This window comes from Streptomyces sp. NPDC053367 (assembly GCF_044545925.1).
Lineage (GTDB): Bacteria > Actinomycetota > Actinomycetes > Streptomycetales > Streptomycetaceae > Streptomyces.
Map to the genome: position 1 here is coordinate 435,666 of NZ_JBITYN010000009.1, position 24,374 is coordinate 460,039.

Here is a 24,374-nt window from a genome sequence, read left to right on the forward strand (position 1 = left end):
CGGACACCATGGAACGCAGGACCACCGAACCCCGCCCCGGCTGGCAGCGGACCGTCGAGGAGCAGGGCCTGGTCTACCCGCTGACCCGTTACCCCGACGGCTCCCTGCGCCCCTACTGGGACGAGAGCGCCTACTACGTCTTCTCCCTGGAGGAGGTCGAGGCACTGGAGGAGACCGTCGAGGAACTCCACCGCATGTGCCTCGACGCCGCGGACCACATCGTGCGCGAGGACCGCCTCGCCGACCTCGGCATCACCGACCCGCGGGTGGCGGACGCGGTCACCGAGTCCTGGCGCCGCCGCGCCGAACTCCCCTCCCTCTACGGCCGTTTCGACCTCCGCCACGACGGCACCGGCCCGGCCAGGCTGCTGGAGTACAACGCCGACACCCCCACCTCCCTGGTGGAGGCGGCCGGCCCGCAGTGGTTCTGGATGGAGGAGCGCTTCCCCGGCGCCGACCAGTGGAACTCCCTGCACGAACGCCTCGTCGCCGCCTGGAAGCGGCAGGCCGCGCTGCTCCCGCCGGGCAGCCCCCTGTACTTCGCGCACTCCAGCGCCGACGAACTGGGCGAGGACCTGATGACGGTCGCCTATCTGCGGGAGACCGCGGAGCAGGCGGGCCTCGCCACCGAGTGGATCTCCATGGAGGACATCGGCTGGGACCGCCTCTCGGGCCGTTTCGTCGACAAGCGGCTGCGGTTCATCCGCAGCCTGTTCAAGCTCTACCCGTGGGAATGGCTCACCACCGACCGCTTCGCCGGACACCTCCTGGACACCCTCGACAACGGCGGCGGCACCGGCTCCACCCTGTGGATCGAGCCCGCCTGGAAGATGCTGCTCAGCAACAAGGCCCTGCTGGCGATCCTCTGGGAGCTGTTCCCCGGCCACCCCAACCTGCTCCCGGCGTACCTCGACGGCCCCCGCGAGCTGGCGGCGACGACCGGCTACGTCGCCAAGCCCCTCCTCGGCCGTGAGGGCGCGGGCGTCACGGTGCACGCCCCCGGCACGGACCCCGTCCCGCGCGAGGAGCCCTGCTGCTACCAGGAGCTGGCCCCGCTGCCCGCCTTCGACGGCAACCATGTCGTCCTCGGCGCGTGGGTCGTCGAGGACGAGGCCGCGGGGCTCGGCATCCGCGAGTCGTCGGGGCTGGTGACGGACGAGTACGCGCGCTTCCTGCCGCATGTGATCCTCTGAGGCACGCGCCGGTGCGCGTGTCCCGCTCGCATGGTGGACGCCCGGGCGGCACGCTCATGACCGAACGGTAGGCTGGGGCCGGGCCGTGACTGGCGCGCTGGGATGGGACCGACCATCGGGGAGCGGCCCGCGTGATGATCAAGTGCCGTGCGCCTGGGCCACCCGTGAACCGTGAACGCACACGCCATCCGGAGGCCGAGATGCCAGAGCAGCAGCCCCTGACCACCGAGTCCACCGCCTTCCGCGCCGCCCTCGACGTGATCCGTGCCGTCGAGCCGCGCGTCGCCGACGCGATCGGCCAGGAGGTGCACGACCAGCGCGAGATGCTCAAGCTGATCGCCTCCGAGAACTACGCCTCCCCGGCGACGCTCCTCGCCATGGGCAACTGGTTCAGCGACAAGTACGCCGAGGGCACCGTCGGCCGCCGCTTCTACGCCGGCTGCCGCAACGTCGACACCGTGGAGTCGCTGGCCGCCGAGCACGCCAAGGCGCTCTTCGGCGCCCGGCACGCCTACGTCCAGCCGCACTCCGGCATCGACGCCAACCTCGTCGCCTTCTGGGCCGTCCTCGCCGACCGGGTCGAGGCGCCCTTCCTGGAGAAGACCGGCGTCCGCCAGATCAACGACCTCACCGAGGCCGACTGGGCCACCCTGCGCCACGCCTTCGGCAATCAGCGCATGCTCGGCATGTCCCTGGACGCCGGCGGCCACCTCACCCACGGCTTCCGCCCGAACATCTCCGGCAAGATGTTCGACCAGCGCTCCTACGGCACCGACCCGGCGACCGGCCTCATCGACTACGAGGCCCTGCGCGCGCAGGCCCGCGAGTTCAAGCCGCTGATCATCGTCGCGGGCTACTCGGCGTATCCGCGGCTGGTGAACTTCCGGATCATGCGCGAGATCGCCGACGAGGTCGGGGCGACCCTGATGGTCGACATGGCGCACTTCGCGGGCCTCGTCGCGGGCAAGGTCCTCACCGGCGACTTCGACCCGGTCCCGCACGCCCAGATCGTCACCACCACCACCCACAAGTCCCTGCGCGGCCCGCGCGGCGGCATGGTGCTGTGCGACGACTCCCTCAAGGACCAGGTCGACCGCGGCTGCCCGATGGTGCTCGGCGGCCCCCTCCCGCACGTCATGGCCGCGAAGGCGGTGGCCCTCGCCGAGGCCCGGCAGCCCTCCTTCCAGGACTACGCCCAGCGCATCGTCGACAACTCCCGGGCCCTCGCCGAGGGCCTGATGCGCCGGGGCGCGACCCTGGTGACCGGCGGCACCGACAACCACCTCAACCTCATCGACGTGGCCACCTCGTACGGGCTGACCGGCCGTCAGGCCGAGCAGGCCCTCCTCGACTCGGGCATCGTCACCAACCGCAACGCCATCCCGGCCGACCCCAACGGCGCCTGGTACACCTCCGGCATCCGCGTCGGCACCCCCGCCCTGACCACCCGGGGCCTCGGCACCGCCGAGATGGACGAGGTGGCCGGCCTCATCGACCGTGTGCTGACCGCCACCGAGCCCGGCACCACCAAGTCCGGCGCCCCCTCCAAGGCGGCACACGTCCTCGACACGAAGATCTCCGACGAGATCTCCCGCCGCGCCACCGACCTCGTGGCCGGCTTCCCGCTCTACCCGGAGATCGACCTGGGCTGACCTCCGCGCCCGCCGCGGATCCCGGGAGCAGCGGCTTTCCGGGACCCGCGGCGGCCGCGCACGGCCCGGCGCGCGCCCAGGGGGCTGCCGCCGCGCCCGGACGGGACCGGCCTCCGCGGGCCCGGCCGCCGTCCGCACTGTGTTCCTCGTCTCATCGGCGACGGCAGGCGGCGGCCGGCGCCTGCAGCGACCGCGGCCGGACCGCGCACCGTCGCCGAACCCGCCCGGACCGCGGCGGACGCGATCACCGCGGCCACGTCGGCGCCGCGCCGCTCCCGCGCCCCCTCCCGTGCTCCCGCACCCCTGTCACAGAGCCGGAGACGGATCGTTTCCCGCCTGTTCCCGCCCTGTCCCGGACCGCACCCCGCGCTCTGAGAGAATGGGGGGCATGGCCTCTGATCGACCTCGCGTGCTCTCCGGGATCCAGCCCACGTCAGGCTCGTTCCACCTCGGCAACTACCTCGGTGCCGTCCGCCAGTGGGTGGCGCTGCAGGAGTCCCACGACGCGTTCTACATGGTCGTGGACCTGCACGCGATCACGGTCCCGCAGGACCCCAAGGAGCTGCGGGCCAACACCCGGCTCGCCGCGGCGCAGCTGCTCGCCGCCGGACTCGACCCCGAGCGCTGCACCCTGTTCGTCCAGAGCCACGTGCCCGAGCACGCCCAGCTCGCCTGGATCATGAACTGCCTCACCGGCTTCGGCGAGGCCTCCCGTATGACGCAGTTCAAGGACAAGTCCGCCAAGCAGGGCGCCGACCGCGCGTCGGTCGGCCTGTTCACGTACCCCGTCCTCCAGGTCGCCGACATCCTGCTCTACCAGGCGAACGAGGTCCCGGTGGGCGAGGACCAGCGCCAGCACATCGAACTGACCCGCGACCTCGCCGAGCGGTTCAACGGCCGCTTCGGCGACACCTTCGAGGTCCCCAAGCCGTACATCCTCAAGGAGACGGCGAAGATCTACGACCTCCAGGACCCGGCGATCAAGATGAGCAAGTCGGCGTCCACGCCGAAGGGCCTCATCAACCTCCTCGACGAGCCCAGGGCCACCGCCAAGAAGGTCAAGAGCGCGGTCACCGACACCGACACCGTGATCCGCTACGACGCCGAGGCCAAGCCGGGCGTCAGCAACCTCCTGACGATCTACTCCACCCTCACCGGTACGGGAATCGCCGAACTGGAGGAGAAGTACGCGGGCAAGGGCTACGGTGCGCTCAAGACGGACCTCGCCGAGGTCGTGGTCGACTTCGTGACGCCCTTCCGGGAGCGCACCCAGAGCTATCTGGACGACCCGGAGACGCTCGACTCGATCCTGGCCAAGGGCGCGGAGAAGGCGCGTGCCGTCGCGGCGGAGACGCTGGCGCAGGCCTACGACCGGGTGGGTTTCCTGCCGGCCAAGCACTGAGCCGGGACCGGGGCGCACCACCGCACACCCGTACGACCGGGCAGAGCGCTGCACATCACTGCGGCTGCGCCTGCCCGCGGCACAGTCGTGGCCGTACAGTCGATAGCGGGGACCCGCGGTACACGCGGCACAGGCAGTACACGCACACGACACGACGACAGGAGACGACGTGGGGACCGTAACGATCGGTGTGTCGATCGCGGTCCCGGAGCCTCACGGCAGCCTGCTCCAGGAGCGGCGCGCGGGCTTCGGCGACGCCGCTGCTCACGGCATCCCCACCCACGTCACCCTGCTGCCGCCGACCGAGGTCGAGGCCGGTGACCTGCCGGCCGTCGAGGCCCATCTGACGGGGGTCGCAGCGGCCGGCCGGCCCTTCCCGATGCGGCTGTCCGGCACCGGCACGTTCCGGCCGCTGTCGCCGGTGGTGTTCGTCAACGTCGTCGAGGGAGCCGAGGAGTGCGCCCGGCTGCAGCAGCAGGTGCGGGACGCCTCCGGCCCCGTCGCGCGCGAGCTGCAGTTCCCGTACCACCCGCACGTCACCGTGGCGCACGGCATCGACGAGGCGGCCATGGACCGCGCGTTCGAGGAGCTCGCCGACTACGAGGCCGCCTGGCCCTGCACCGGCTTCGCGCTGTACGAACAGGGCCCGGACGGTGTCTGGCGCAAGCTGCGCGACTACCTCTTCGGCGGTCCCGTGGTCCCGCAGCAGGCCACGCCGACCCCCGTGCAGCAGGGCTCCCTGCCCAGGCACTAGATGTATTGACCCGCAGCGTTGTTCACACGGCTGATCGGTGGCTGGCCTCCGAGTGCGGCCTGCCAGCGGCGAACCCGTTTGTGGGCGGTGGGCCGGGATATCCCCATCTCCGCGGCGACGTGCGCGACCGGACGTCCGGACAGAACACGCTCGATGAGGATCCGCCTGCCGTGAACGGTCAGCCGGGCATTACGGTGGGGCACGAAGACCTCCGTGCGTGGTGTGGAGCCTAGACACCTCCACCACACCGGAGGTCTTCGCCATGATCAAGACCTGCCGGCGTTAACAACGCTTGTGATCAATACAACTAGAGCCTGCGCATCGGGGACGACTTCCGGGTACTCGCAGACATCGGTCGGGTGCGCGGAGGGCAGAGTCGGATCATGGACTGGCTGAAGAGGCTCCCCGTCGTCGGACCGGCGTTCACCCGGCTGACGGCGACCCACGCCTGGCGGTCGTACGAACGGCTGGACCGGGTGAAGTGGACGCGGCTGGCGGCCGCGATGACGTTCGTCAGCTTCGTGGCGCTGTTCCCGCTGCTGACGGTGGCCGCCGCGATCGCCGCCGCGACGCTCGACGAGGACGGCCAGAAGCAGCTGGAGGACAAGATCGCCGACCAGGTGCCCGGCATCGCCGACCAGCTGGACATCGGTGGCCTGGTCGACAACGCCGGCACGGTCGGCCTCATCGCCGGTGCCGTGCTGCTGTTCACCGGCATCGGCTGGGTCGGCCAGATGCGCGACTGTCTGCGCGCGGTGTGGGAGCTGCCCGAGAAGGAGGAGAACCCGCTGCTGCGCAAGGCGGCCGACGCCGGCGTGCTGCTGGGCCTCGGCGGCGCCCTGCTGGTGACGCTGGCGGCCTCCGCGGTCGCATCGGCGCTGGTCGGCTGGATCGTCGACCAACTGGGCATCGAGCGCGGCGGGATCGGCAGCGTCCTGCTGCACCTGGCCGCGTTCTCCGTCGCGGTGCTGGCCGACTTCCTCGTCCTGCTGTACGTCCTGACGCTGCTGCCCGGCGTCGAACCGGAGCGCCGCCGCCTGCTGGTCGCCGCACTGACCGGCGCGGTCGGCTTCGAACTGCTGAAGCTGCTGCTCAGCGGCTACATCCAGGGCATCGCCGCGAAGAGCATGTACGGCGCGTTCGGCGTCCCCGTCGCCCTGCTGCTGTGGATCAACTTCACGTCGAAACTGGTGCTGTTCTGCGCCGCCTGGACGGCGACGCGGAGCAAGGAGCAGGATCTGCACCAGGAGCAGCGGAGCGACCCGGTCAGCGACGGCGGCGCACCAGGTCCGGCAGCGGCCACCGGCGGTTGACCAGGAACACCCCGGCCGCCAGCAGCGCCAGCACCCCGCCCGCGATCCCCAGGGCGACACCCGCACCACCCGCACCACCCGCGCTGCCGCTGCCGGCCGCCGCGCCCACGGCCGCCTGCTTCCCGGAGAGGCCGGAGTCCGACCCGGTGGCGGTGCCGGAGTCCGTGCCGCCCGCCTCACCGGCGGTGTCCGCGCCGGGCTGGGCGCCCGCCCCCGCAGCGCCCTGCGGCGGCACCAGCTCACCGACAGGCTCCACCTTGCCGGCCGCGCGGAAGCCCCAGTCGAACAGCCGGGCGGTCTCCTTGTAGACCTCGTTGTGGTCGTCCTTCTGCGGGTTCATCACCGTCACCAGCAGCACCTTGCCGCCCCGCTCGGCGACCCCGGTGAAGGTGGCGCCCGCGTTGGTGGTGTTGCCGTTCTTGACGCCCGCGATGCCCGGGTATTGGGAGATGTCGTAGTCCCCGGTCAGCAGCCGGTTGGTGTTCTGGATCTCGAAGGACGGCCGGACCAGCCTGCCCTTCTTGTTCTTCGTCGTCTCGCCGGGGAACTCCGCCCGCGCGGTCGCGCAGTACTCGCGGAAGTCCTTCTTCTGCAGCCCGGAACGCGCGAACAGCGTCAGGTCGTACGCGGAGGAGACCTGCCCCGGGGCGTCGTAGCCGTCCGGGCTGACCACGTTGGTGTCCAGTGCCTGGAGCTCCTCGGCGTGCCGGTTCATCTCGGCGACGGTGGCGTCGACTCCGCCGTTCATCGCGGACAGCACGTGCACGGCGTCGTTGCCGGAGCGCAGGAACACACCGAGCCACAGGTCGTGGACGCTGTAGGTCTCGTCCTCCTTTATGCCGACCATGCTGGACCCGGCGCCCACGCCCGCCAGGTCCGAGGGCACCACCTTGTGCCGGTCGGTGCGCGGGAACTTCGGCAGCAGCGTGTCCGCGAACAGCATCTTCAGCGTGCTGGCCGGGGCGAGCCGCCAGTGCGCGTTGTGCGCGGCGAGCACCTCACCGGACTCCGCGTCGGCCACGATCCACGACCGCGCGGTCAGGCCCTTCGGCAGCACCGGGACACCGGGCGCCAGCTCCACCTGGGTGCCGGGCAGGCCGAGCCGGGCGCCGCCGACGGTCGACATGTTCGCCGGGGGAGTCGCCGAAGGGCTCACCGACGCGCTCGGCGACGGGGCCGGCGCGGCCAGGGCGGCCGGCGCGGTCAGCGACAGGGACAGCAGGGCGGCGGAGGCGACCAGCAGGGATCGCCTGCCGGTCTTCTGGGGTGCGGACACGACCGAGAAAGTACATGCACGGGAAGGGGAAGTCCCGCCCCCCTCCCCACCCCCGCCGAGGAACCCACCGGGCGGCGGCGATACTGGAGCCATGAAACTCAGCCGCCCCGTCTCCTGGTTCCTGCTCGCGTTCGGGGTCTGGAGCTGGGTCATCTGGATCACTTTCGTCAAGAACCTCGTCAAGGACGGCAGCGGGCTCGCCTTCGAGGACGGCGACCCGACGGCGTACTTCTGGGTGCACCTGCTGCTGGCCGTCGTCTCCTTCGTATTGGGGACGGTCGTCGGGGCCATCGGGTTGCGCGGTCTGCGCGCACTGCGCCGGACCTCATAGAGCCGAACCTCATCGACACCACAACCGGATCAGGGGCACGACAGCGTGGTCATCGTCTTCGCACTGCTCGCACTCGGCGTCATGGTCGTCGCCAACTGGTACCTGTGGCGCCGCCTGTTCCGGGACACGACCGCCGGCCCCGGCTGGGTGCGCCGGGCGGGCGCGGCCCTGATCGCGGGCGGCTGGGCGCTGTGCTTCGGCGCGCTGGTGGCAGAGCGCACGGAGGCGCCGTTCTGGCTGCAGCGGACGCTCGCCTGGCCGGGCTTCCTGTGGATGGCGCTCGCCGTCTACCTGCTGCTGGCCGTGGCCGTGGGCGAGGCCGTGCGGCCGCTGCTGCGGCGCGTACTGGAGCGTCGTACGGCCGATGACCGCGTACGGCGCACGGAACCGGAGCCCGCGACGGTCGGCGCACCGCCCCGTGAGCCGGAGCGCGCGCCGGAGCCGGAGCCCGCGCCCCCGGCGCCCTCCCGCCGCGTCTTCGTCTCCCGGGTCGTCGCGGGCGCCGCCGCCGCGGCCGCCGTCGGAACCGTCGGCTACGGCACGTACGGCGTGCTGCGCGGCCCCGGTGTGAAGCGGGTCACCGTGCCGCTGACCCGACTGCCGCGCGCCGCGCACGGCTTCCGCATCGCGGTCGTCAGCGACATCCACCTCAGCCCCGTCCTCGGCCGCGGTTTCGCGCAGAAGGTCGTCGACACCATCAACTCCACCCAGCCCGACCTGATCGCCGTGGTCGGCGACCTCGTCGACGGCAGTGTGGCGAACCTCGGCCCGGCCGCGGCCCCGCTCGCCGGGCTCCAGGCACGCCACGGGGCGTACTTCGTCACCGGCAACCACGAGTACTTCTCCGGCGCGGGCCAGTGGATCGAGGAGGTACGACGGCTCGGGATGCGCCCGCTGGAGAACGCCCGCACCGAGCTGCCGTACTTCGACCTCGCCGGCGTCAACGACATCGCCGGCGAGAGCGAGGGCCAGGGCCCCGACTTCGCGCGCGCCCTCGGCGACCGCGACCGCACCCGCGCGTGCGTGCTCCTCGCCCACCAGCCGGTGCAGATCCACGAGGCCGTCGAGCACGGCGTCGACCTCCAGCTCTCCGGCCACACCCACGGCGGCCAGCTGTTCCCCGGCAACCTGATCGCCGGCGCCGCGAACCCGACGCTGGCGGGCCTGGACCGCTACGGCGACACGCAGTTGTACGTCTCCCGCGGCGCGGGCGCGTGGGGACCGCCCACGCGCGTGGGGGCGCCCTCGGACATCACGGTCGTGGAACTGGCGTCGAAGCAGGCCTGACGGGGCGGCCGAGCTTGGCCGATAACCGTCTGGGAAACGGTCGCATAACGACTCTCATCAATTTCTTCCTCAACTTCCCAGATCGCTCTTCCGCCCGCTCAGCAGCGTGTGATTGATTGAGCCCGGCCACTGGGGAGGTGGCTTCGTGTTGCCTGGGGAGGGGAACCGGTGCGCTCGGTTCGCATGCGGATTCTCGCGACGCTGCTGGTCGTGGCGGTCGCGGGAGTGGGTGGCTGGCAGCTGCTGCCGGATCAGGACGACAGGGACGACGCCATCGCGGTCGGCACCACGGACGCCGTGACGTCCCTCGACCCGGCCGGCGCCTATGACGCCGGATCCTGGGCGCTGTTCAGCAACGTGTTCCAGTCACTGCTGACCTTCGAGCCGGGCGGCGCCGAACCCGTGCCGGACGCGGCCGAGGAGTGCGACTTCACCGCCACCGACCTGCGCACCTACCGCTGCGAGCTGCGCGAGGGCCTGAAGTTCCCCAGCGGGCGCGAGATGACCGCCGAGGACGTGAAGTTCTCCTTCGACCGGCTCCGCAAGATCGACTCGGACGTCGGCCCGGCGTCGCTGTTCACCACCCTCGAGTCCGTCGACGCCGACGGTCTCAGGGTCACCTTCCATCTGTCGTCCGCCGACGCCACCTTCCCGTTCAAGGTGGCCACCGGAGCGGGCGCGATCGTCGACAGCACCGCATACCCCGCGGACGCCCTGCGCGAGGACGACGCCGTCGACGGCACCGGCCCCTACGAGCTGACCTCGTACACCAAGGACAGCCGCGCGGTCCTCACCCCCAACGACGACTACCGCGGCGCGCTGAAGGAGACCGGCAAGCCGGTCGAGCTGCGCTACTTCGAGGACTCCGAGGCGCTGGACGCGGCCTGGAGGAGCAAGCGGATCGACGTGGCCGCGCGTCAGCTGCCGCCGAAGGTGCTGTCCGCGCTGTCCGCGAGCGACCCCGACATCCGGGTGTCCGAGGCCGACGGCTCCGAGACCCGCAACCTGTACCTCAACACCCGCAAGGGCAGGGCGCTGCACGACGTGCGCGTGCGGCGGGCCATGGCCTGGCTGATCAGCCGCGAGGACCTCGCCGTCAACGTCTACGACGGGACGGTCGACCCGCTCTACTCGCTGATCCCGGCCGGCATCGTCGGCCACACCACGTCCTTCTTCGACACCTACCCCGAGCAGAACGCCGCCAAGGCCCGCGCCCTGCTCGACGAGGCCGGCGTCGACCTCCCCGTCCGCTTCACCTACGGCTACGGCAAGGGACGCGGCGCAGCGGAGGCCGAGGCCAAGGCGATCGAACGGCAGCTGGAGAAGGACGGCCTGTTCGAGGTCGACCTCAAGGGCTACGAGTGGACCGACTTCCAGAAGCGCTGGGCCGGCGGCAAGCTCGACGCGTACGCCGTCGGCTGGGTCGCCGACTACCCCGACGCCGACACCTTCGGCTCCCCGCTCGTCGGCACCGACAGCACCATGAACACCGGCTACTCCTCGCAGCAGGTCGACACGCTGATCCGGGGCAGCCAGCGCTACGCCGACCGCGGCCAGGCCGCCGACGACTTCAAGGACCTCCAGCAGACCATCGCCGAGGACGTGCCGGTCATCCCGCTGTGGCAGGGCAAGGAGTACGTCGTCACCAGCGTGGACGTCGGCGGCGGCCAGTACCTCTCCGACGGCACGGGCGTGTTCCGCCTGTGGCGCCTGACCTGGATCTGACCCGGCAACGCCGGGGCGGCCGAGCCTGAGCGGCGGCGCTCACCCGCCGCCGCGCTCCGGCAGCGTCACCGTCACCGCGAGCCCCTCGCCGGGGGCCGTGCGCACCGCGACCTCGCCGCCGTGGGCGTGCACGACCCCCTGGACGATGGCCAGGCCGAGCCCGCTGCCCGCGCCGCCGCCCGCGCGGAAGAACCGGTCGAAGACGCGGGCCGCGTCCTCCTCGGCGAGGCCCGGCCCCGCGTCGGCGACACACAGCCGCACGACGCCGTCCGCGCGCTCCAGGCCCAGCCGCACCGGCACCTCCGCGGGCGTGTGCACCCGTACGTTGCCCAGCAGGTTGCCCAGCACCTGCCGCAGCCCCGCCTCGTCGGCCCGCACCAGCAGCGCGCCGTCCGCGTCGACATCGACCGGCCGCTGAGGCTGCTGCACCCGCAGATCGCCGGCCGCCTCCCGCACCAGCCGGCTCAGATCGACGTGGCGCAGCCGCAGTTCGGGCCGCTGGTCCAGGCGGGCCAGCGTGAGCAGCTCGTCGACCAGCCGCCCCATCCGGTCGGTCTCGGCCAGCACCCGGTCCCAGGCCCGCTGCCGCTCGGCCGGGTCCTGGAGCATGCCCTTGTCGTACAGCTGGAGATAGCCGCGGATCGCCGCGAGCGGGGTGCGCAGCTCGTGCGAGGCGTCCGCGACGAACCGCCGCAGCTGGGCCGCGCTGCGCTCGCGGGTGCGATGGGCCGACTCCACCTGGTGCAGCATCGAGTTCAGGGCGGTCCGCAGCTGCTCCACCTCCTGCGTGGGATGCCGGCTGGAGGGCACACGCGCGGTCAGGTCACCCTCGGCGATCGCCGACGACGTCTCCACCATGTCCTCCAGCGGCCGCATCCGCCGCCGCACGCTGAACAGCGTCACGCACGCCAGCGCCGCGAGCAGCAGCGTGCCGAAGGCGAGATCGAGCCGCAGCGCCTTGCCCATGCCCTCCTGCAGCGCCCCGGTGGACGTGCCGATCAGCACGACGGTGCCGTCGGTGAGCCGCACCCCCACCAGCCGGAACGGCTCGCCCTGCACCCGCACGTCACGCGGCTCCTCGTCGGCGGCCAGCGCCACCGGGTCGCCCACGGCCGCCGCCAGGGCCCGCTGCCGGGGCGTGGGCCGCAGCGCGCCGAGCGGCACCGGGTCACCGGACCGGCCGACGGCGACGTACAGCACGGTCGGCGAGGGCAGGCCGGTGTCGGAGCCGCCGCCGAACTTGTCCAGGGCGATGCCCAGTTCGCTCAGCGACTCGATCTGCCGCATCGTGAAACCGGCGGTCATCAGCGAGGTCCGCGACGCCTTCAGCTCGGTGTCGACCTTGTCCAGCAGATAGAACCGGGCCGCCATCAGGCTCACCGCGGTCGCCACGACGATCCCGAGGGACAGCAGCACCACGTTCGCCAAGGTCAGCTGCACCCGCAGGGAGTGCAGTCCGTGCCGGTGTCCCGCCCGCCGTCGCCTCATGCGAGCCCGTACCCGACCCCGCGCCGGGTGGTGATCACCGGCGCGCCCAGGACGTCCAGCTTGCGCCGCAGATAGCTGATGTAGGTCTCCACCACCGTCGACTCCGGCGGCGCGTGCTCGTAGTGCCAGACGTGCCGCAGCAGTTGCTCCTTGGGCACGATCCGGCCGCCGTTGCGCACCAGGAACCGCAGCAGCGCGTACTCGGTCGGCGTCAGCTCGACCGTACGTCCCGCGCGGCGCACCGAGTACGTCGTCTCGTCCAGCTCCAGGTCGCCGTAGCGCAGCGGCGGCCGCTGCGGCAGCACGCCGGAGCCGGGGAGGGTGCGGCGCAGCACGGCGGTGACCCGGGCGACGACCACGTCGATGTCGAACGGCTTGGTGATGTAGTCGTCGCCGAACCGCAGGGCGCCGACGATCTCCGCGGGGGCGTCCCGCGCGGTGAGGAACACCAGCGCCAACTCCGGGCGCCGGGCGCGCAGTTCGCGGTCCAGCGCGCGTCCGTCGCCGTCGGGCAGCATCACGTCCAGCAGCGCCGCGTCCGGCCGGGTCCGCTCGGCGAGCGCGAGCGCCTCACGGACGGTGGACGCGGTCATCACCTCGAAGCGGTGGTAGCGCAGCGCGATGGCGAGGACGTCGGCGATGCTCTCCTCGTCCTCCACGACCAGCACGGTTCCGGGGGCCGTCGTCATGCCCCCAGTATCGACGCGTCCCCGCCGCCGGGGGCTGGTCCTTGCCTTGGAGTTCCTTGAGAGTCCGCGCCCGCGCCGCCCACACGCGGGTGCCTCCGCCGATCCTGGTGCCGGACCTGGGGGACCGACCGGAACCGACGGAAGACGAAGGGGCGTTGATCGTGGCGGCATTGGCACGGTGGTGCTATCGGCACCGGCTGGTGGTCCTGTTGCTCTGGGTGGGTGCGCTGTTCGGCCTGGGCTTCGCCGGCTCGGCGGCCGGAACGGACTACGCGAACGTCTTCTCCCTGCCCGACACCGACTCCAAGCGGGCCTACGACCTGATGGAGAAGGCGTTCCCGGAGCGCGCGGGCGACACGGACACGGTGGTGTGGAAGTCCGACGAGGGGTCGGTACGGGATGGGTCCGTACGGTCCCGGATCGAGCCCGCGCTGCGGAGGATCGCGGCGATGGAGGGCGTCGGCGAGGTCGCAGGGCCCTACTCGGGCCGGGCGGGCGCGGCCCAGATCAGCCGGGACGGGCGCATCGCGTACGCGCAGGTCACCTTCACCGAGCAGGCGAACGCGGTCCCCAAGGAGCTGATCGAGGACGTCGTCGGCACCGCGCAGGCGGCCGGACACGACGGCCTCCAGGTCGAGCTGGGCGGCCAGGCGATCGCCCGCACCCAGGAACCCCCGCAGGGCACCGCAGAACTGGTCGGCATCGTCGCGGCGGCGGTCGTGCTCTTCCTCGCCTTCGGGTCGCTGTTCGCGATGCTGCTGCCGATCGTCGTGGCGGTCTTCGGCGTCGGCCTCGGCATGCTCACCACGATGCTGCTCAGCCATGTCACCGACGTGCCCGAAGTCGCCCCGCTGCTGGGGTCGTTGATCGGCCTCGGCGTCGGCATCGACTACGCCCTGTTCATCGTCACCCGGCACCGGCGCGGCATCCTGCGCGGCGGGCAGCCGGAGGACTCGGCGGTCACCGCGCTCAACACCTCGGGACGGGCGGTGCTGTTCGCCGGCGGCACGGTGTGCATCGCGCTGGCCGGCATGCTGGTGATGAACCTGCGCTTCCTGGACGGCGTGGTCATCGCGACCTCGCTGACGGTGGTGCTCAGCGTCCTCGCCGCGACCACCCTCCTCCCGGCCCTGCTCGGCCTGCTCGGCACGCGCGTCCTCAGCCGCAGGCAGCGGCGCCGGCTGGCCGCCGCGGGCCCGGAGCCGGAGGAGGCGAGCGGCCTCGCGGCCCGCTGGTCGGTGTACGTCCAGAGGCGCCCGCGGTCGATCGCGGTACTGGCCGTGGCCGTCATGGCGGTCCTCGCCCTGCCGGTCCTCTCCCTGCGCCTCGGCGCCACCGACCAGGGCAACCACCAGGAGTCCCAGACCACCCGCCAGGCCTACGACCTGCTCGCCGAGGGCTTCGGACCGGGCGTGAACGGCCCGCTCCAGGTGGTCGTGGAGGGCACGGCCCCCCAGTCCCTGGTGTCCGGCATCCGTTCCACGCAGGGTGTCGCCCAGGTGGCCGCGGTGCCCGAGGCGAACGGCGTCACCGTCATCCAGGTCGTGCCGGCCACGTCCCCGCAGGACGAGAGGACGGACCGTCTGATCGACCGGCTGCGCGACGACGTGATCCCGCGGTCCGGGGCGGAGGCCCACGTCGGCGGAGTGACCGCCGTCTTCAAGGACTTCGCGCAGGTCACCGGCGACCGCCTGCCGTACTTCGTCGCCACGATCATCGCGCTCGGCTTCCTGCTCCTGCTGGTCGCCTTCCGCTCCCTGCTGGTCCCGCTGACCGCCGCCCTGATGAACCTCGTCGCGGCCGCCGCGTCCTTCGGCGTCCTGGTGGCGGTCTTCCAGTGGGGCTGGGGCACCGAGCTGCTCGGCATCGGCAAGGAGGGCCCGATCACGGCGTTCCTCCCGGTCATCATGCTGTCCCTGCTCTTCGGGCTCTCGATGGACTACCAGGTCTTCCTGGTCAGCCGCATGCACGAGGAGTGGGTGCGGACGAAGGACAACGCGCGCGCGGTCCGGGTGGGCCTCGCGGAGACCAGCCGGGTCATCAACTGCGCGGCCCTGATCATGATCTGCGTCTTCAGCGCGTTCGTCCTCAGCGGCGACATGGAGGGCGCGATGGCGGGCATCGGCCTCGCGGCGGCGGTCGCGCTGGACGCCTTCATCCTGCGTACGGCGCTGGTGCCGGCGGCGATGCACCTGTTCGGCAAGGCCAACTGGTGGCTGCCGGCGGGGCTGGAGAAGCGGCTGCCGCATCTGGCGGTGGAGCCGGCCGAGGCGCCGGTGGAGAAGGCCGCCTCAGCGGGCGGGGCGTCGGTGATCCACGGCTACATCCGCACGGCCGACGGTGCGGCGGCGGAGGGCGTGGCGGTGACGCTGCTGACCCGGGGCGGACGTCAGCTGGACCGGGTGACGGCCCTGGCGGACGGCTCGTACATCGTCGCGGTCCCGGCGCCCGGCACGTATCTGCTCGCAGCGACGGCGCACGGCCTGGGCTCCCGCGCCCGGCACGTGGTCGTGGGGGAGGGGCCGCTGGTGTACGACATGGAGCTGGTGGGGGAGGGGGAGGTGGACGCCGTCAATTGACCTGCGGCTGCCCCGCCTTGATGACCTGTTCCACATCGAGGACGACCTCGGCGCCGATCGTGCCGGGCAGTGTGACGGTCTCGCCGGGGGCGTGGACGCGGTGGCTGTTGTACGCGCTCCCGGCCGGCTCTGTGAGCACGTGCAGGCGCTTGTGCTTGCGGTCGACGACGACATAGACGGGGACCTCGGCTTCGGCGTACGCGCCGACCTTGGTCTTGAGGTCCTCCTCCCGGTTGCTGGAAGTGACCTCCAGGACGAGGCGGAAGCAGACCGGGTCGTAGGCGTTGTTCCTGACGTGGTGGTCGTCGATGTCGGCGTCCACCACGGCGAGGTCCGGGATGGCGTAGTCCTCGGCCCCGGTGGGCAGCCAGAGGCCGACGCTCTGGAGGACTGCCGTCTCGCCGTCGTCGAGGCCGGCTGCGATGAAGGGGCGCATGAGCTTGGTCAGAGCGCGGGCATGCGGGGATCCGGTGAAGGGGCCACGAGGAGGAGTCCGCCGATGATCTCGACGCGGTAGCCCGGATGGCGCTCCATGATCTCGTCGGCGATGGCCGTGAGGGAGAACGGCTCCTCGTCGTCGAAGGGCTGCTCCACGGATGCAGCGGACATCGCGTGCCTCCTAGGGGCTGGTGTCGAGAGCATCACCGTAGGCAGGCCGACGCCACGGTGTCCCGTTCACGCCGCTTCACCCGATCGTGGATCACTCCCCCCGCGCCTTGGACCCCGGGTCCGGCATCACCCGCGTCATCCCCGGCAGGAAGTCCGTGAACAGCTCGTGCACCTCCCGGACCAGGGGCCGCAGGACGCGGAAGCGGGCCAGGGACACACCCCGGGCCGTCAGCCGCGCACCCCGCTCGGCCAGCTTGTAGCTGCGCTCACGCCCCGCCGTGCGGTCGAAGATCCAGTACAGGACCAGGCCCATCTGGGAGAGCCACATCAGCTCGGGGAGGATGTCCCGCAGCTCGTCCGGGACCTTGGTCTTCGTGGCGCCCGCGAGCACCTCCCGGTGGACGCCGATCGCCTCCGCGCGCGCGTGCTCGGACTCGGGCGAGAAAGGGCTGAGCGGGCTGTCCGGGTCGGCGGCGTTCTTGAAGAACTGGACGGCGAACTCGTGGTACGGCGTGGCGACGTCCAGCCATGCCTTCAGCACGCCCGCGAGGCGGGCCTCCAGGTCGGTCTCGCGGGCCAGGACGTCCCGGACCGCCGCCCGGTGCTCGGCGGCGATCCGGTCGTAGAAGCCCTGGATCAGGTGCTCCTTGCCCTCGAAGTAGTAGTACGCGTTCCCGACGGAGACCCCGGCCTCCTTGGCGATGGCCCGCATGGTCGTCTTGTCGTAGCCCCGCTCCTGGAACAGCCGCATGGCCGTCTCCAGGATCAGCGCGCGGGTCTGCTCGGACTTGCTGGGCGGCTCGGGGCTGTCGTTCTGCGACGGGCTGTCGTTCTTCGAGGGCACGGAGCGAGCCTAACCAGTACGGATCAGGAGGACTGCGCCGCCTGGTAGAGGTTCTGTGCGTCGGTGCCGAAGTACGGGCCGTACATGCGGTTGGGCAGGAAGTTGTATTTGAAGCTGTTCACCGAGGACAGCAGGCCGGTGCCGGTCGCCTCGTCGAACTGGCTGAACCAGGGCCCGCCGCTCGCGCCGCCGGTCATGTTGCAGGCCATGCCGTGGTCGCCGGACAGCACGAAGTCGCGGCTGGTGGTGCCGCTGCAGTAGATGAACTTCTCCCCGTCGTACGGGGACGCGGCCGGGAAGCCGAAGGAGTACATGCGCAGGCCGTACCCGGTGTTGAAGGCCAGGCCCTGCCCGCCGACGACGTCGGTGAGCGCGCGCCCGTCCAGCGGGGCGACGACCGCGGCGCCGATGTCGTAGTTGATGTCCTCGCTCGCCGTCCACTGCGGTGTGGACAGGGTCTTGGTGGCGGCCCAGCGGCCGTAGGGGGCCTGGCCGTCGTGGTAGCCGGGCACGAACACCCAGTTGGTGTGCCAGGCGCCCTCCAGCTTCACGCAGTGGCCGGCCGTGACGACCGTGCTCTTGTTGGCGCTGGTGACGGCGTTGCCGGAGCAGGACGCCGTACGGCCCTGGTAGCTGAAGAACACCCGGCCGGCCGTGGAGACGACCTTGCCGCCGCCGGTCCAGGCGCCGCCGGAGTTCGGGAAGGCCAGCACACCGGGGCCGGCGGAGGTGGGGGCGACCGTGGCCGGGGCGCCCCGGCGCAGTGCCTTGTGGACGCCGGCCCGGCCGACGCCCAGCAGGTCCAGCGGCTTCGCCTCGCGCATCCGCTGCGGGGTCCAGAAGTCACGGGCCTGCTCCTGCGCGTCGGCCGGGACCTGCCGTACGGCGGGGTTGTCGGGCTTCGGTGCGGCGGCACCCGCGGGGGTGGCCAGGGCACCGGTGGCGAGCAGCGCGGTGACGCCGGCGAGTGCGCCGAGGAGGGTGCCGGAGATGCGGGGTATGCCTCTCACGCGAACTCCTTCTGTGTGGGGGCGAGCTGCGGGGGCAGGGTGCCAACCCTCACGTGATTTTGGAAGGGTTCATGCCAAACTGCGGCTACTGCGGCTACTGCGGCTACTGCGGTTGCTGTGGCTACCGCGGCGCGCAGGCCTCGCTCTCGCACCCCGGCCCCGTGTACCGCCACCCCCGCGACGGGTCGTAGGACCACCCGTCGGCCCGCTGGTACACCTCCCGGCCCTGCTGGTCGCGGCCCCAGCGTCCGTCCCGCCACTTCGCCGCCGCGAGGGCCGCGCCCTTGGCGAGGCGCATCCCCGCGGGGGTGCTCAGGCGGTGGGCCAGCGGCCGGTGCTCACGCAGAGCCCACAGGACGACGACCCAGGCGGCCGCGCCCCGGTACAGCTGACCGGCGTCGCCCACCACGTTGATGTCGTCGAGGGTGCCGGCGTGGTCGAGCCCGGGGAAGCGCGCCCGGGCCTCGGCCGAGCCCGCCGGGACCAGTTCCAGCGGCACCAACTGCCGCTGCCGGCCGAGCCAGTCGCGCACATGGGCGCACAGTGCGCACTCGGCGTCGTAGAGGACGGTGAGCCGGCGGACCGGGACGCGCGCCACGGCTGCGTCCCGGTCCGGGGCGGTCGGCGCGGTGCTCACGCCTGGGCCGTCCAGCCCTGCGGCGCGACCGGCGGCGCCTGCTCGCGCTCCATCCGGCCCCGGCGGCGGATCCGGTTGAGGACGTAGACGTTGCCCAGGTGCATCACGCCGAGCACCAGTAGCACCACGCCGAGCTTGGCCGACAGGTTCTCGAAGATGCCGCGGGTGTCGGAGACGTCTCCGCTGTCCGTCATGAAGAGCGCGACGAAGCCGAGGTTGACCAGGTAGAAGCCGACCACCAGAAGGCGGTTGACGGCGTCGGCGAGCTCCTCGTTCCCGCGCAGTACGTCGGCCAGGAACACCCGGCCGTTGTGGCTGAGGGTGCGGGCCACCCAGATGGTGAGCGTGATGCTGACGGCCAGATAGATGACGTAGGCGATGACCGGGCGGTCCATGGCCTCCCCCTTCTTGAACGCGTTCAAAACGCTGACAGGGACGACTGTAGACCTGTTTTTGAACGCGTTCAACACAATGGCGCGGAGGGTGGGGAGACCTGTGTCACGGTCTGCGGCCGAGCTCCGGCCGCTTGGTGTAGTCGGTGAACCCGATGACGTTGCCCCACGGGTCGGCGATCTCCACCGTCCATCCCGTGGCCACCGGGACGGGCTCGTCGAGGAGCGCGATCCCCGCGTCCCTGAGCGCCCGCGCCGCCGCCCGCGCGTCCGGCACCTCCAGCCAGAGCCGCGCCGAGTGCCACGGCGGCGGCCGGTGCCCCAGCTCCTCCTCCACCCGCAGCAGGATCCCCGGTGTCTCGCCGCCGACCTTCAGCAGCGCGATCCCGGCCTCGTCGATCCGGAAGCCCACGGCGAAACCGGCCCGCTCGTAGAACCCGACGGCCTCACCGAGGTGCCCGACCGGCAGCAGCACGTTGTCGAACCCGAGCAGTTCGTACGACTCGTCATCTGACATGCCATCAGACTAGGTGTCCGGCCGTGCGGAACCCGGCATTGTCAGTGGTGCCTCGTACTGTCGGCGGCATGGGGATCGTGACGTTCGTCGACGAGACGACAGCCGGGAGCCGCAGCGACGGCCGGCCTCTGGAGATCGCCGAGGAGAAGCTCACCGTGCGCGAACTGATCCGGCGCCGGGTCGCCCAGGAGGACGCCGAGCACGGGGCGCGCACCCCGCGGGGGACGGACCCCGACCGCCGGACCGCCCTGGCATGGGAGTCCTTCGGACGCAACGGCTTCCTGATCCTGGTGGGGGACCGTCAGGTGACCGGCCTGGACGAGGAGATAGAGCTGGCACACGACACCGAGGTCACGTTCCTACGGCTCGTGCCGCTGGTGGGCGGCTGACGCAACGGGAAGGCCCCGCCCCCGGTGCCGAACCGGGAGACGGGGCCCTTGTCGCCGTACGGCGGGATCAGTAGCGGCGCGTGATCAGCGCGCGCTTGACCTCCTGGATCGCCTTCGTGACCTCGATGCCACGCGGGCAGGCGTCCGTGCAGTTGAAGGTCGTGCGGCAGCGCCACACGCCGTCCTTGTCGTTGAGGATCTCCAGGCGCTGCTCGCCGGCCTCGTCACGCGAGTCGAAGATGAAGCGGTGCGCGTTGACGATGGCCGCCGGGCCGAAGTACTGCCCGTCGTTCCAGAACACCGGGCAGGAGGACGTGCAGGCGGCGCACAGGATGCACTTCGTCGTGTCGTCGAAGCGCTCGCGGTCCTCGGCCGACTGCAGACGCTCGCGCGTCGGCTCGTTGGTGTCCTTCGTGATCAGGAAGGGCATCACGTCCCGGTACGCCTGGAAGAACGGCTCCATGTCGACCACGAGGTCCTTCAGGACCGTCAGGCCCTTGATGGGCTCGACCGTGATCGGCTTCTCCGGGTTGATGTCCTTGATCAGCGTCTTGCACGCCAGGCGGTTCTTGCCGTTGATCCGCATGGCGTCGGAGCCGCAGATGCCGTGCGCGCAGGAGCGGCGGAACGTCAGCGTGCCGTCGAGGTCCCACTTGATCTTGTGGAGGCCGTCGAGGACGCGCTCCTTCGGGTCGATCTCCAGCTGGAAGTCTTCCCAGGTCGCCTCGGCCGAGACCTCCGGGTTGAACCGGCGGATCCGGAAGGTGACCGTGATGTACGGGGAGGCCGCGGACTCCGCCTCGACCTTGTCCAGAACAGGGGTAGCCATCAGTACTTACGCTCCATCGGCTGGTAGCGGGTCTGGACGACCGGCTTGTAGTCGAGACGGACGGTTTCCGACCCGTCGGCGCCGACCTCGCGGTAGGCCATCGTGTGACGCATGAAGTTGACGTCGTCGCGGTTCGGGTAGTCCTCGCGGTAGTGACCGCCGCGGGACTCCTTGCGGGCCAGGGCCGACACCGCCATGACCTCGGCCAGGTCCAGCAGGTTGCCCAGCTCGATGGCCTCCAGCAGGTCCGTGTTGAACCGCTTGCCCTTGTCCTGGATCGCCACGTTCTTGTAGCGCTCGCGCAGCTCGGCGATCTTCTCGACCGCCGTCTTGATCGTCTGCTCGGTGCGGAACACCATGACGTTGGCGTCCATGGTCTCCTGCAGCTCCTTGCGGAGCTGGGCGACCCGCTCGGTGCCCGTCGAGTCGCGCAGCCGCTCGATCTGCTCGACGACGAACGAGGCCGGGTTGTCCGGCAGCTCGACGAAGCCGGCCTTCTGCGAGTACTCGGCGGCGGCGATGCCCGCCCGCTTGCCGAACACGTTGATGTCCAGCAGCGAGTTCGTGCCGAGGCGGTTGGCGCCGTGCACGGAGACACAGGCGACCTCGCCCGCCGCGTACAGGCCCGGGACGACCGTGGTGTTGTCCGCCAGGACCTCACCCTCGACGTTCGTCGGGATGCCGCCCATGGCGTAGTGCGCGGTCGGCTGGATCGGGATCGGGTCCGTGTAGGGCTCGATACCGAGGTACGTCCGCGCGAACTCGGTGATGTCCGGGAGCTTGGCGTCCAGCTGCTCCGGCGGGAGGTGGGTGAGGTCCAGGTACACGTGGTCGCCCTCGGGACCGCAGCCGCGGCCCTCGCGGATCTCCGTGTAGATGGAGCGGGACACGACGTCACGGGACGCGAGGTCCTTCATGACCGGCGCGTACTTCTCCATGAAGCGCTCGCCGTCCTTGTTGCGGAGGATGCCGCCCTCACCGCGGGCGCCCTCCGTCAGCAGGATGCCCATGCGCCAGATGCCGGTCGGGTGGAACTGGAAGAACTCCATGTCCTCCAGCGGGATGCCCCGCCGGTACACCGCGGCCTGGCCGTCACCGGTCAGCGTGTGCGCGTTCGACGTCACCTTGAAGAACTTGCCGCAGCCGCCGGAGGCGTAGATGACGGCCTTCGCCTGGAAGATGTGGATCTCACCGGTGGCCAGCTCGTAGGCGACCACACCGGCGGACTTCTTGATGCCGTCCTCTTCGGTGATCAGCTGGTCCAGGACGTAGAACTCGTTGAAGAACTCCACGCCCTCCTTCACGCAGTTCTGGTACAGCGTCTGGAGGATCATGTGGCCGGTGCGGTCCGCGGCGTAGCAGGACCGGCGGACCGGGGCCTCGCCGTGGTTGCGCGAGTGACCGCCGAAGCGGCGCTGGTCGATCGTGCCGTTCGGGGTGCGGTTGAACGGCAGGCCCATCTTCTCCAGGTCGAGGACCGAGTCGATGGCCTCCTTCGCCAGGATCTCCGCGGCGTCCTGGTCGACCAGGTAGTCACCGCCCTTGACCGTGTCGAAGGTGTGCCACTCCCAGTTGTCCTCCTCCACGTTGGCGAGCGCGGCGGCCATGCCGCCCTGCGCGGCGCCCGTGTGGGAGCGGGTGGGGTAGAGCTTGGTCAGGACCGCGGTGCGGCTGCGCTTCGTCGACTCGATGGCCGCGCGCATGCCCGCGCCGCCGGCGCCGACGATGACGGTGTCGTACTTGTGGATCTTCATGTTTCTCGCAGCCCCGTGCCTAGCGGATGTTCGGGTCGAAGGTGAAGATCACCAGCGTGCCCAGCAGGATGGTGAACACCGTGGCGGTGTAGAGCAGGCCCTTGAGCCACAGCCGGGTGTTCGCGCGCTCCGCGTAGTCGTTGATGACCGTGCGCAGGCCGTTGGCGCCGTGCAGCATCGCCAGCCACAGCATCAGCAGGTCCCACACCTGCCAGAACGGGGACGCCCAGCGGCCCGCCACGAAGGCGAAGCCGATCTTGGAGACGCCGCCGTCCAGCACGAGCTGGATCAGCAGGTGGCCGAGGACCAGGACGACCAGGACCACACCGGACAGCCGCATGAACAGCCACGCGGCCATCTCGAAGTTGCCGCGGGTCGACCGGGGGGTCTTCCTGGTGCGCTTGCGGGGGGCCTCGATGTACGGCGCCGGGTTGTCGACGCTGTAGACGGACGCGCCCGCGCCCTCCACCGGGCCGATGCCGGAAGCCTTGGTTTCAGTCGTGGACATGCGCGTCAGCTCCCGAACAGTTCACGAGCGGCGTGGCCGAGGACCGGGTACAGGGCACCGGCCATCAGTACGACCCAGATGCCTACGACGGTCCAGAGCATCTGCTTCTGGTAGCGGGGGCCCTTCGACCAGAAGTCGACGGCGATGACGCGCAGACCGTTGAGCGCGTGGAAGAGGATGGCGGCGACGAGGCCGTACTCCAGCAGCGCGACGATCGGCGTCTTGTACGTGGCCACGACCTCGTCGTAGGCCTCGGGGGAGACACGCACGAGAGCGGTGTCCAGGACGTGTACGAACAGGAAGAAGAAGATGAGGACGCCGGTGACTCGGTGAGCCACCCAGGACCACATTCCTTCCCGGCCGCGGTACAGCGTTCCAGCCGGCACGGAAGAACCCTCCGGGAGCGGGGACTAGGGCCGCGCCGGCTTCTCTGTCGGTCGGGCCCGGCCGGGTACGGTCCACCGGCCCCCAGCATCGTAGCGACGCGCTGCGCGTGGGCTTAGCGGGGGCCTACCGGTGTGATCAAAGTGGCACGCGGATGGGTGAGTATTTCCGGATCCGTGACGGATTGTGCCGCTATTTGCCGGCTGCTGATGCGTTGCGGCCGGCCGCGCCCCACGGCGGAGCCGCCGGCGGACGGGGCCCCGCGCCCGTGAGGAGCCCCGCCAGACGCTCTCCCGCCAGTCTGCGGAGTTCTTCCGCCGCCGCCAGGCGCTCGTCCTCCGGGTCGTTGACCAGGCGTGAGCGGATGGCCTCCAGGGTTCGGTCGAGGGCTTCGTCGGGGGCCGTGTCACCCAGATAGATGACGAACCCGTGTCCGAATCTCGCCTCGTAGGCGGCGCGCGCCGCACTCAGCGCCATGTGGGCCGCCTCGTACGTGGCCTCCGGCAGGGGCGGCAGTGTCTCGGCGGCCAGCGCCTCGGCCAGGTCGGAGGGGGTCAGGTCGTAGGCGGCCTCGTCGGCGGCGGCCAGCAGGGCGTCGAGGTCGGGGTAGGGGCGGTGGGCCGTGACGCGGTCGGCCCAGCGGAGGCTGCGCAGGCAGGACAGGAGGATCTGCCGGGCCTCGTCGGCGGAGGTCGCATTGAAGCGCCGCAGCGGGGAAGGCGTGGCGCGGGTCTGCTCGGGAAGGAGGCGAGTCACGTTTCGGCAGGGGATTGTGTGAGAGATGTGCCGCCACGTTATAAGAGCGTGCTCAT

At 71.2% G+C, this 24,374-nt stretch carries 23 protein-coding genes, 2 pseudogenes and 1 riboswitch; of the genes and pseudogenes, 10 read left to right on the plus strand and 15 right to left on the minus strand.

Annotated elements, in window-relative coordinates; genetic code table 11:
* Positions 1–8 precede the first annotated feature (8 nt).
* The 4 genes from ACIGXJ_RS26665 to ACIGXJ_RS26680 all read left to right on the plus strand — a co-directional run bounded on the left by ACIGXJ_RS26665 (position 9) and on the right by ACIGXJ_RS26680 (position 5,001).
* Positions 9–1,193 carry a glutathionylspermidine synthase family protein gene (locus ACIGXJ_RS26665; protein WP_399650126.1) on the plus strand — a complete coding sequence of 395 codons (1,185 nt, stop codon included), beginning with the start codon at positions 9–11 and terminating at the stop codon, positions 1,191–1,193.
* Between the two features lie 75 nt (positions 1,194–1,268).
* Positions 1,269–1,359, plus strand: a riboswitch (ZMP/ZTP riboswitch).
* A 34-nt stretch (positions 1,360–1,393) separates the two neighbouring features.
* On the plus strand, positions 1,394–2,845 hold the full coding sequence (locus ACIGXJ_RS26670) for a glycine hydroxymethyltransferase (protein WP_399650128.1): 1,452 nt from the start codon (positions 1,394–1,396) through the stop codon (positions 2,843–2,845).
* 388 nt (positions 2,846–3,233) lie between these two features.
* The gene (trpS, locus tag ACIGXJ_RS26675) at positions 3,234–4,247 is read left to right on the plus strand and encodes a tryptophan--tRNA ligase (RefSeq protein ID WP_399650130.1); all 1,014 of its coding nucleotides are present in this window, start codon (positions 3,234–3,236) and stop codon (positions 4,245–4,247) included.
* Positions 4,248–4,416: 169 nt separating this feature from the next.
* Complete coding sequence (locus ACIGXJ_RS26680) at positions 4,417–5,001, plus strand: 2'-5' RNA ligase family protein (protein ID WP_399650133.1); 585 nt, start codon at positions 4,417–4,419, stop codon at positions 4,999–5,001.
* 56 nt (positions 5,002–5,057) lie between these two features.
* Here ACIGXJ_RS26680 and ACIGXJ_RS26685 read toward each other — a convergent pair.
* Positions 5,058–5,204, minus strand: a pseudogene (locus ACIGXJ_RS26685) (helix-turn-helix domain-containing protein); the annotation flags it as partial.
* Between the two features lie 180 nt (positions 5,205–5,384).
* On the opposite strand from ACIGXJ_RS26685, the gene ACIGXJ_RS26690 reads away from it, so the two are divergent.
* Positions 5,385–6,314 carry a YihY/virulence factor BrkB family protein gene (locus tag ACIGXJ_RS26690; protein ID WP_399650135.1) on the plus strand — a complete coding sequence of 310 codons (930 nt, stop codon included), beginning with the start codon at positions 5,385–5,387 and terminating at the stop codon, positions 6,312–6,314.
* Here the strand turns inward: ACIGXJ_RS26690 and ACIGXJ_RS26695 are convergent.
* A complete protein-coding gene (locus tag ACIGXJ_RS26695) occupies positions 6,268–7,590 on the minus strand; it encodes a D-alanyl-D-alanine carboxypeptidase family protein (RefSeq protein ID WP_399650137.1) in 1,323 nt (440 codons plus the stop codon). The genes ACIGXJ_RS26690 and ACIGXJ_RS26695 overlap by 47 nt on opposite strands.
* Before the next feature lie 91 nt (positions 7,591–7,681).
* Between ACIGXJ_RS26695 and ACIGXJ_RS26700 the strand changes: the two genes are divergently transcribed.
* The 3 genes from ACIGXJ_RS26700 (at position 7,682) to ACIGXJ_RS26710 (ending at position 10,933) form a co-directional block, all read left to right on the plus strand.
* Entirely contained in the window at positions 7,682–7,921 is a 240-nt protein-coding gene (locus ACIGXJ_RS26700) for an SCO4848 family membrane protein (RefSeq protein WP_399650140.1), read from the plus strand.
* A 45-nt stretch (positions 7,922–7,966) separates the two neighbouring features.
* Complete coding sequence (locus ACIGXJ_RS26705) at positions 7,967–9,208, plus strand: metallophosphoesterase (RefSeq protein WP_399650142.1); 1,242 nt, start codon at positions 7,967–7,969, stop codon at positions 9,206–9,208.
* A gap of 183 nt (positions 9,209–9,391) precedes the next feature.
* Entirely contained in the window at positions 9,392–10,933 is a 1,542-nt protein-coding gene (locus tag ACIGXJ_RS26710) for an ABC transporter substrate-binding protein (protein ID WP_399650144.1), read from the plus strand.
* Between the two features lie 39 nt (positions 10,934–10,972).
* On the opposite strand, the gene ACIGXJ_RS26715 is transcribed toward ACIGXJ_RS26710, so the two are convergent.
* Both ACIGXJ_RS26715 and ACIGXJ_RS26720 read right to left on the minus strand, forming a co-directional pair.
* A complete protein-coding gene (locus ACIGXJ_RS26715) occupies positions 10,973–12,421 on the minus strand; it encodes an ATP-binding protein (protein ID WP_399650147.1) in 1,449 nt (482 codons plus the stop codon).
* Positions 12,418–13,110 (minus strand): response regulator transcription factor, encoded by a 693-nt coding sequence (locus ACIGXJ_RS26720; RefSeq protein WP_399650149.1) that lies wholly within the window; start codon positions 13,108–13,110, stop codon positions 12,418–12,420. The genes ACIGXJ_RS26715 and ACIGXJ_RS26720 overlap by 4 nt, the downstream gene beginning before the upstream one ends.
* Before the next feature lie 170 nt (positions 13,111–13,280).
* Between ACIGXJ_RS26720 and ACIGXJ_RS26725 the strand changes: the two genes are divergently transcribed.
* Positions 13,281–15,689, plus strand: a complete 2,409-nt coding sequence (locus tag ACIGXJ_RS26725) for an MMPL family transporter (RefSeq protein WP_399650228.1) — start codon at positions 13,281–13,283, stop codon at positions 15,687–15,689.
* Here the strand turns inward: ACIGXJ_RS26725 and ACIGXJ_RS26730 are convergent.
* The 6 genes and pseudogenes from ACIGXJ_RS26730 to ACIGXJ_RS26755 all read right to left on the minus strand — a co-directional run bounded on the left by ACIGXJ_RS26730 (position 15,682) and on the right by ACIGXJ_RS26755 (position 19,698).
* A pseudogene (locus ACIGXJ_RS26730) lies at positions 15,682–16,298 on the minus strand (Uma2 family endonuclease). The gene ACIGXJ_RS26725 and the pseudogene ACIGXJ_RS26730 overlap by 8 nt on opposite strands.
* Positions 16,299–16,389: 91 nt before the next feature.
* A complete protein-coding gene (locus ACIGXJ_RS26735; protein WP_399650151.1) occupies positions 16,390–17,142 on the minus strand; it encodes a TetR/AcrR family transcriptional regulator in 753 nt (250 codons plus the stop codon).
* Between the two features lie 23 nt (positions 17,143–17,165).
* The gene (locus ACIGXJ_RS26740; protein WP_399650153.1) at positions 17,166–18,152 is read right to left on the minus strand and encodes a trypsin-like serine peptidase; all 987 of its coding nucleotides are present in this window, start codon (positions 18,150–18,152) and stop codon (positions 17,166–17,168) included.
* Between the two features lie 121 nt (positions 18,153–18,273).
* Positions 18,274–18,789, minus strand: a complete 516-nt coding sequence (locus ACIGXJ_RS26745) for a thiol-disulfide oxidoreductase DCC family protein (RefSeq protein WP_399650155.1) — start codon at positions 18,787–18,789, stop codon at positions 18,274–18,276.
* Positions 18,786–19,184, minus strand: coding sequence for a hypothetical protein (locus tag ACIGXJ_RS26750; RefSeq protein ID WP_399650157.1), 399 nt, complete (start codon positions 19,182–19,184; stop codon positions 18,786–18,788). Before ACIGXJ_RS26750 ends, ACIGXJ_RS26745 begins: the two co-directional genes overlap by 4 nt.
* A gap of 103 nt (positions 19,185–19,287) precedes the next feature.
* On the minus strand, positions 19,288–19,698 hold the full coding sequence (locus ACIGXJ_RS26755) for a VOC family protein (protein ID WP_399650160.1): 411 nt from the start codon (positions 19,696–19,698) through the stop codon (positions 19,288–19,290).
* A 68-nt stretch (positions 19,699–19,766) separates the two neighbouring features.
* Here ACIGXJ_RS26755 and ACIGXJ_RS26760 point away from each other — a divergent pair, with 68 nt between their 5' ends.
* Complete coding sequence (locus tag ACIGXJ_RS26760; RefSeq protein ID WP_399650162.1) at positions 19,767–20,087, plus strand: hypothetical protein; 321 nt, start codon at positions 19,767–19,769, stop codon at positions 20,085–20,087.
* A gap of 67 nt (positions 20,088–20,154) precedes the next feature.
* Here the strand turns inward: ACIGXJ_RS26760 and ACIGXJ_RS26765 are convergent, their stop codons facing one another.
* From ACIGXJ_RS26765 to ACIGXJ_RS26785, 5 genes are all read right to left on the minus strand, one after another.
* Positions 20,155–20,916 carry a succinate dehydrogenase iron-sulfur subunit gene (locus ACIGXJ_RS26765; RefSeq protein WP_366837987.1) on the minus strand — a complete coding sequence of 254 codons (762 nt, stop codon included), beginning with the start codon at positions 20,914–20,916 and terminating at the stop codon, positions 20,155–20,157.
* On the minus strand, positions 20,916–22,670 hold the full coding sequence (gene sdhA, locus ACIGXJ_RS26770; protein WP_399650164.1) for a succinate dehydrogenase flavoprotein subunit: 1,755 nt from the start codon (positions 22,668–22,670) through the stop codon (positions 20,916–20,918). The genes ACIGXJ_RS26765 and sdhA overlap by 1 nt, the downstream gene beginning before the upstream one ends.
* A 19-nt stretch (positions 22,671–22,689) precedes the next feature.
* A complete protein-coding gene (locus ACIGXJ_RS26775) occupies positions 22,690–23,178 on the minus strand; it encodes a succinate dehydrogenase hydrophobic membrane anchor subunit (protein ID WP_399650166.1) in 489 nt (162 codons plus the stop codon).
* 5 nt (positions 23,179–23,183) lie between these two features.
* Complete coding sequence (sdhC, locus tag ACIGXJ_RS26780; RefSeq protein ID WP_399650169.1) at positions 23,184–23,564, minus strand: succinate dehydrogenase, cytochrome b556 subunit; 381 nt, start codon at positions 23,562–23,564, stop codon at positions 23,184–23,186.
* 190 nt (positions 23,565–23,754) lie between these two features.
* Positions 23,755–24,318 (minus strand): 2-oxo-4-hydroxy-4-carboxy-5-ureidoimidazoline decarboxylase, encoded by a 564-nt coding sequence (locus ACIGXJ_RS26785; protein WP_399650171.1) that lies wholly within the window; start codon positions 24,316–24,318, stop codon positions 23,755–23,757.
* Between the last annotated feature and the right edge of the window lie 56 nt (positions 24,319–24,374).

Coding starts and splice junctions, on each gene's coding strand:
- ACIGXJ_RS26665 (WP_399650126.1), top strand. CDS start 9: ATGGAACGCAGGACCACCGAACCCCGCCCCGGCTGGCAGCGGACCGTC.
- ACIGXJ_RS26670 (WP_399650128.1), top strand. CDS start 1,394: ATGCCAGAGCAGCAGCCCCTGACCACCGAGTCCACCGCCTTCCGCGCC.
- trpS (WP_399650130.1), top strand. CDS start 3,234: ATGGCCTCTGATCGACCTCGCGTGCTCTCCGGGATCCAGCCCACGTCA.
- ACIGXJ_RS26690 (WP_399650135.1), top strand. CDS start 5,385: ATGGACTGGCTGAAGAGGCTCCCCGTCGTCGGACCGGCGTTCACCCGG.
- ACIGXJ_RS26700 (WP_399650140.1), top strand. CDS start 7,682: ATGAAACTCAGCCGCCCCGTCTCCTGGTTCCTGCTCGCGTTCGGGGTC.
- ACIGXJ_RS26710 (WP_399650144.1), top strand. CDS start 9,392: ATGCGGATTCTCGCGACGCTGCTGGTCGTGGCGGTCGCGGGAGTGGGT.
- ACIGXJ_RS26715 (WP_399650147.1), bottom strand. CDS start 12,421: ATGAGGCGACGGCGGGCGGGACACCGGCACGGACTGCACTCCCTGCGG.
- ACIGXJ_RS26720 (WP_399650149.1), bottom strand. CDS start 13,110: ATGACGACGGCCCCCGGAACCGTGCTGGTCGTGGAGGACGAGGAGAGC.
- ACIGXJ_RS26750 (WP_399650157.1), bottom strand. CDS start 19,184: ATGGACCGCCCGGTCATCGCCTACGTCATCTATCTGGCCGTCAGCATC.
- ACIGXJ_RS26755 (WP_399650160.1), bottom strand. CDS start 19,698: ATGTCAGATGACGAGTCGTACGAACTGCTCGGGTTCGACAACGTGCTG.
- ACIGXJ_RS26760 (WP_399650162.1), top strand. CDS start 19,767: ATGGGGATCGTGACGTTCGTCGACGAGACGACAGCCGGGAGCCGCAGC.
- ACIGXJ_RS26765 (WP_366837987.1), bottom strand. CDS start 20,916: ATGGCTACCCCTGTTCTGGACAAGGTCGAGGCGGAGTCCGCGGCCTCC.
- sdhA (WP_399650164.1), bottom strand. CDS start 22,670: ATGAAGATCCACAAGTACGACACCGTCATCGTCGGCGCCGGCGGCGCG.
- ACIGXJ_RS26775 (WP_399650166.1), bottom strand. CDS start 23,178: ATGTCCACGACTGAAACCAAGGCTTCCGGCATCGGCCCGGTGGAGGGC.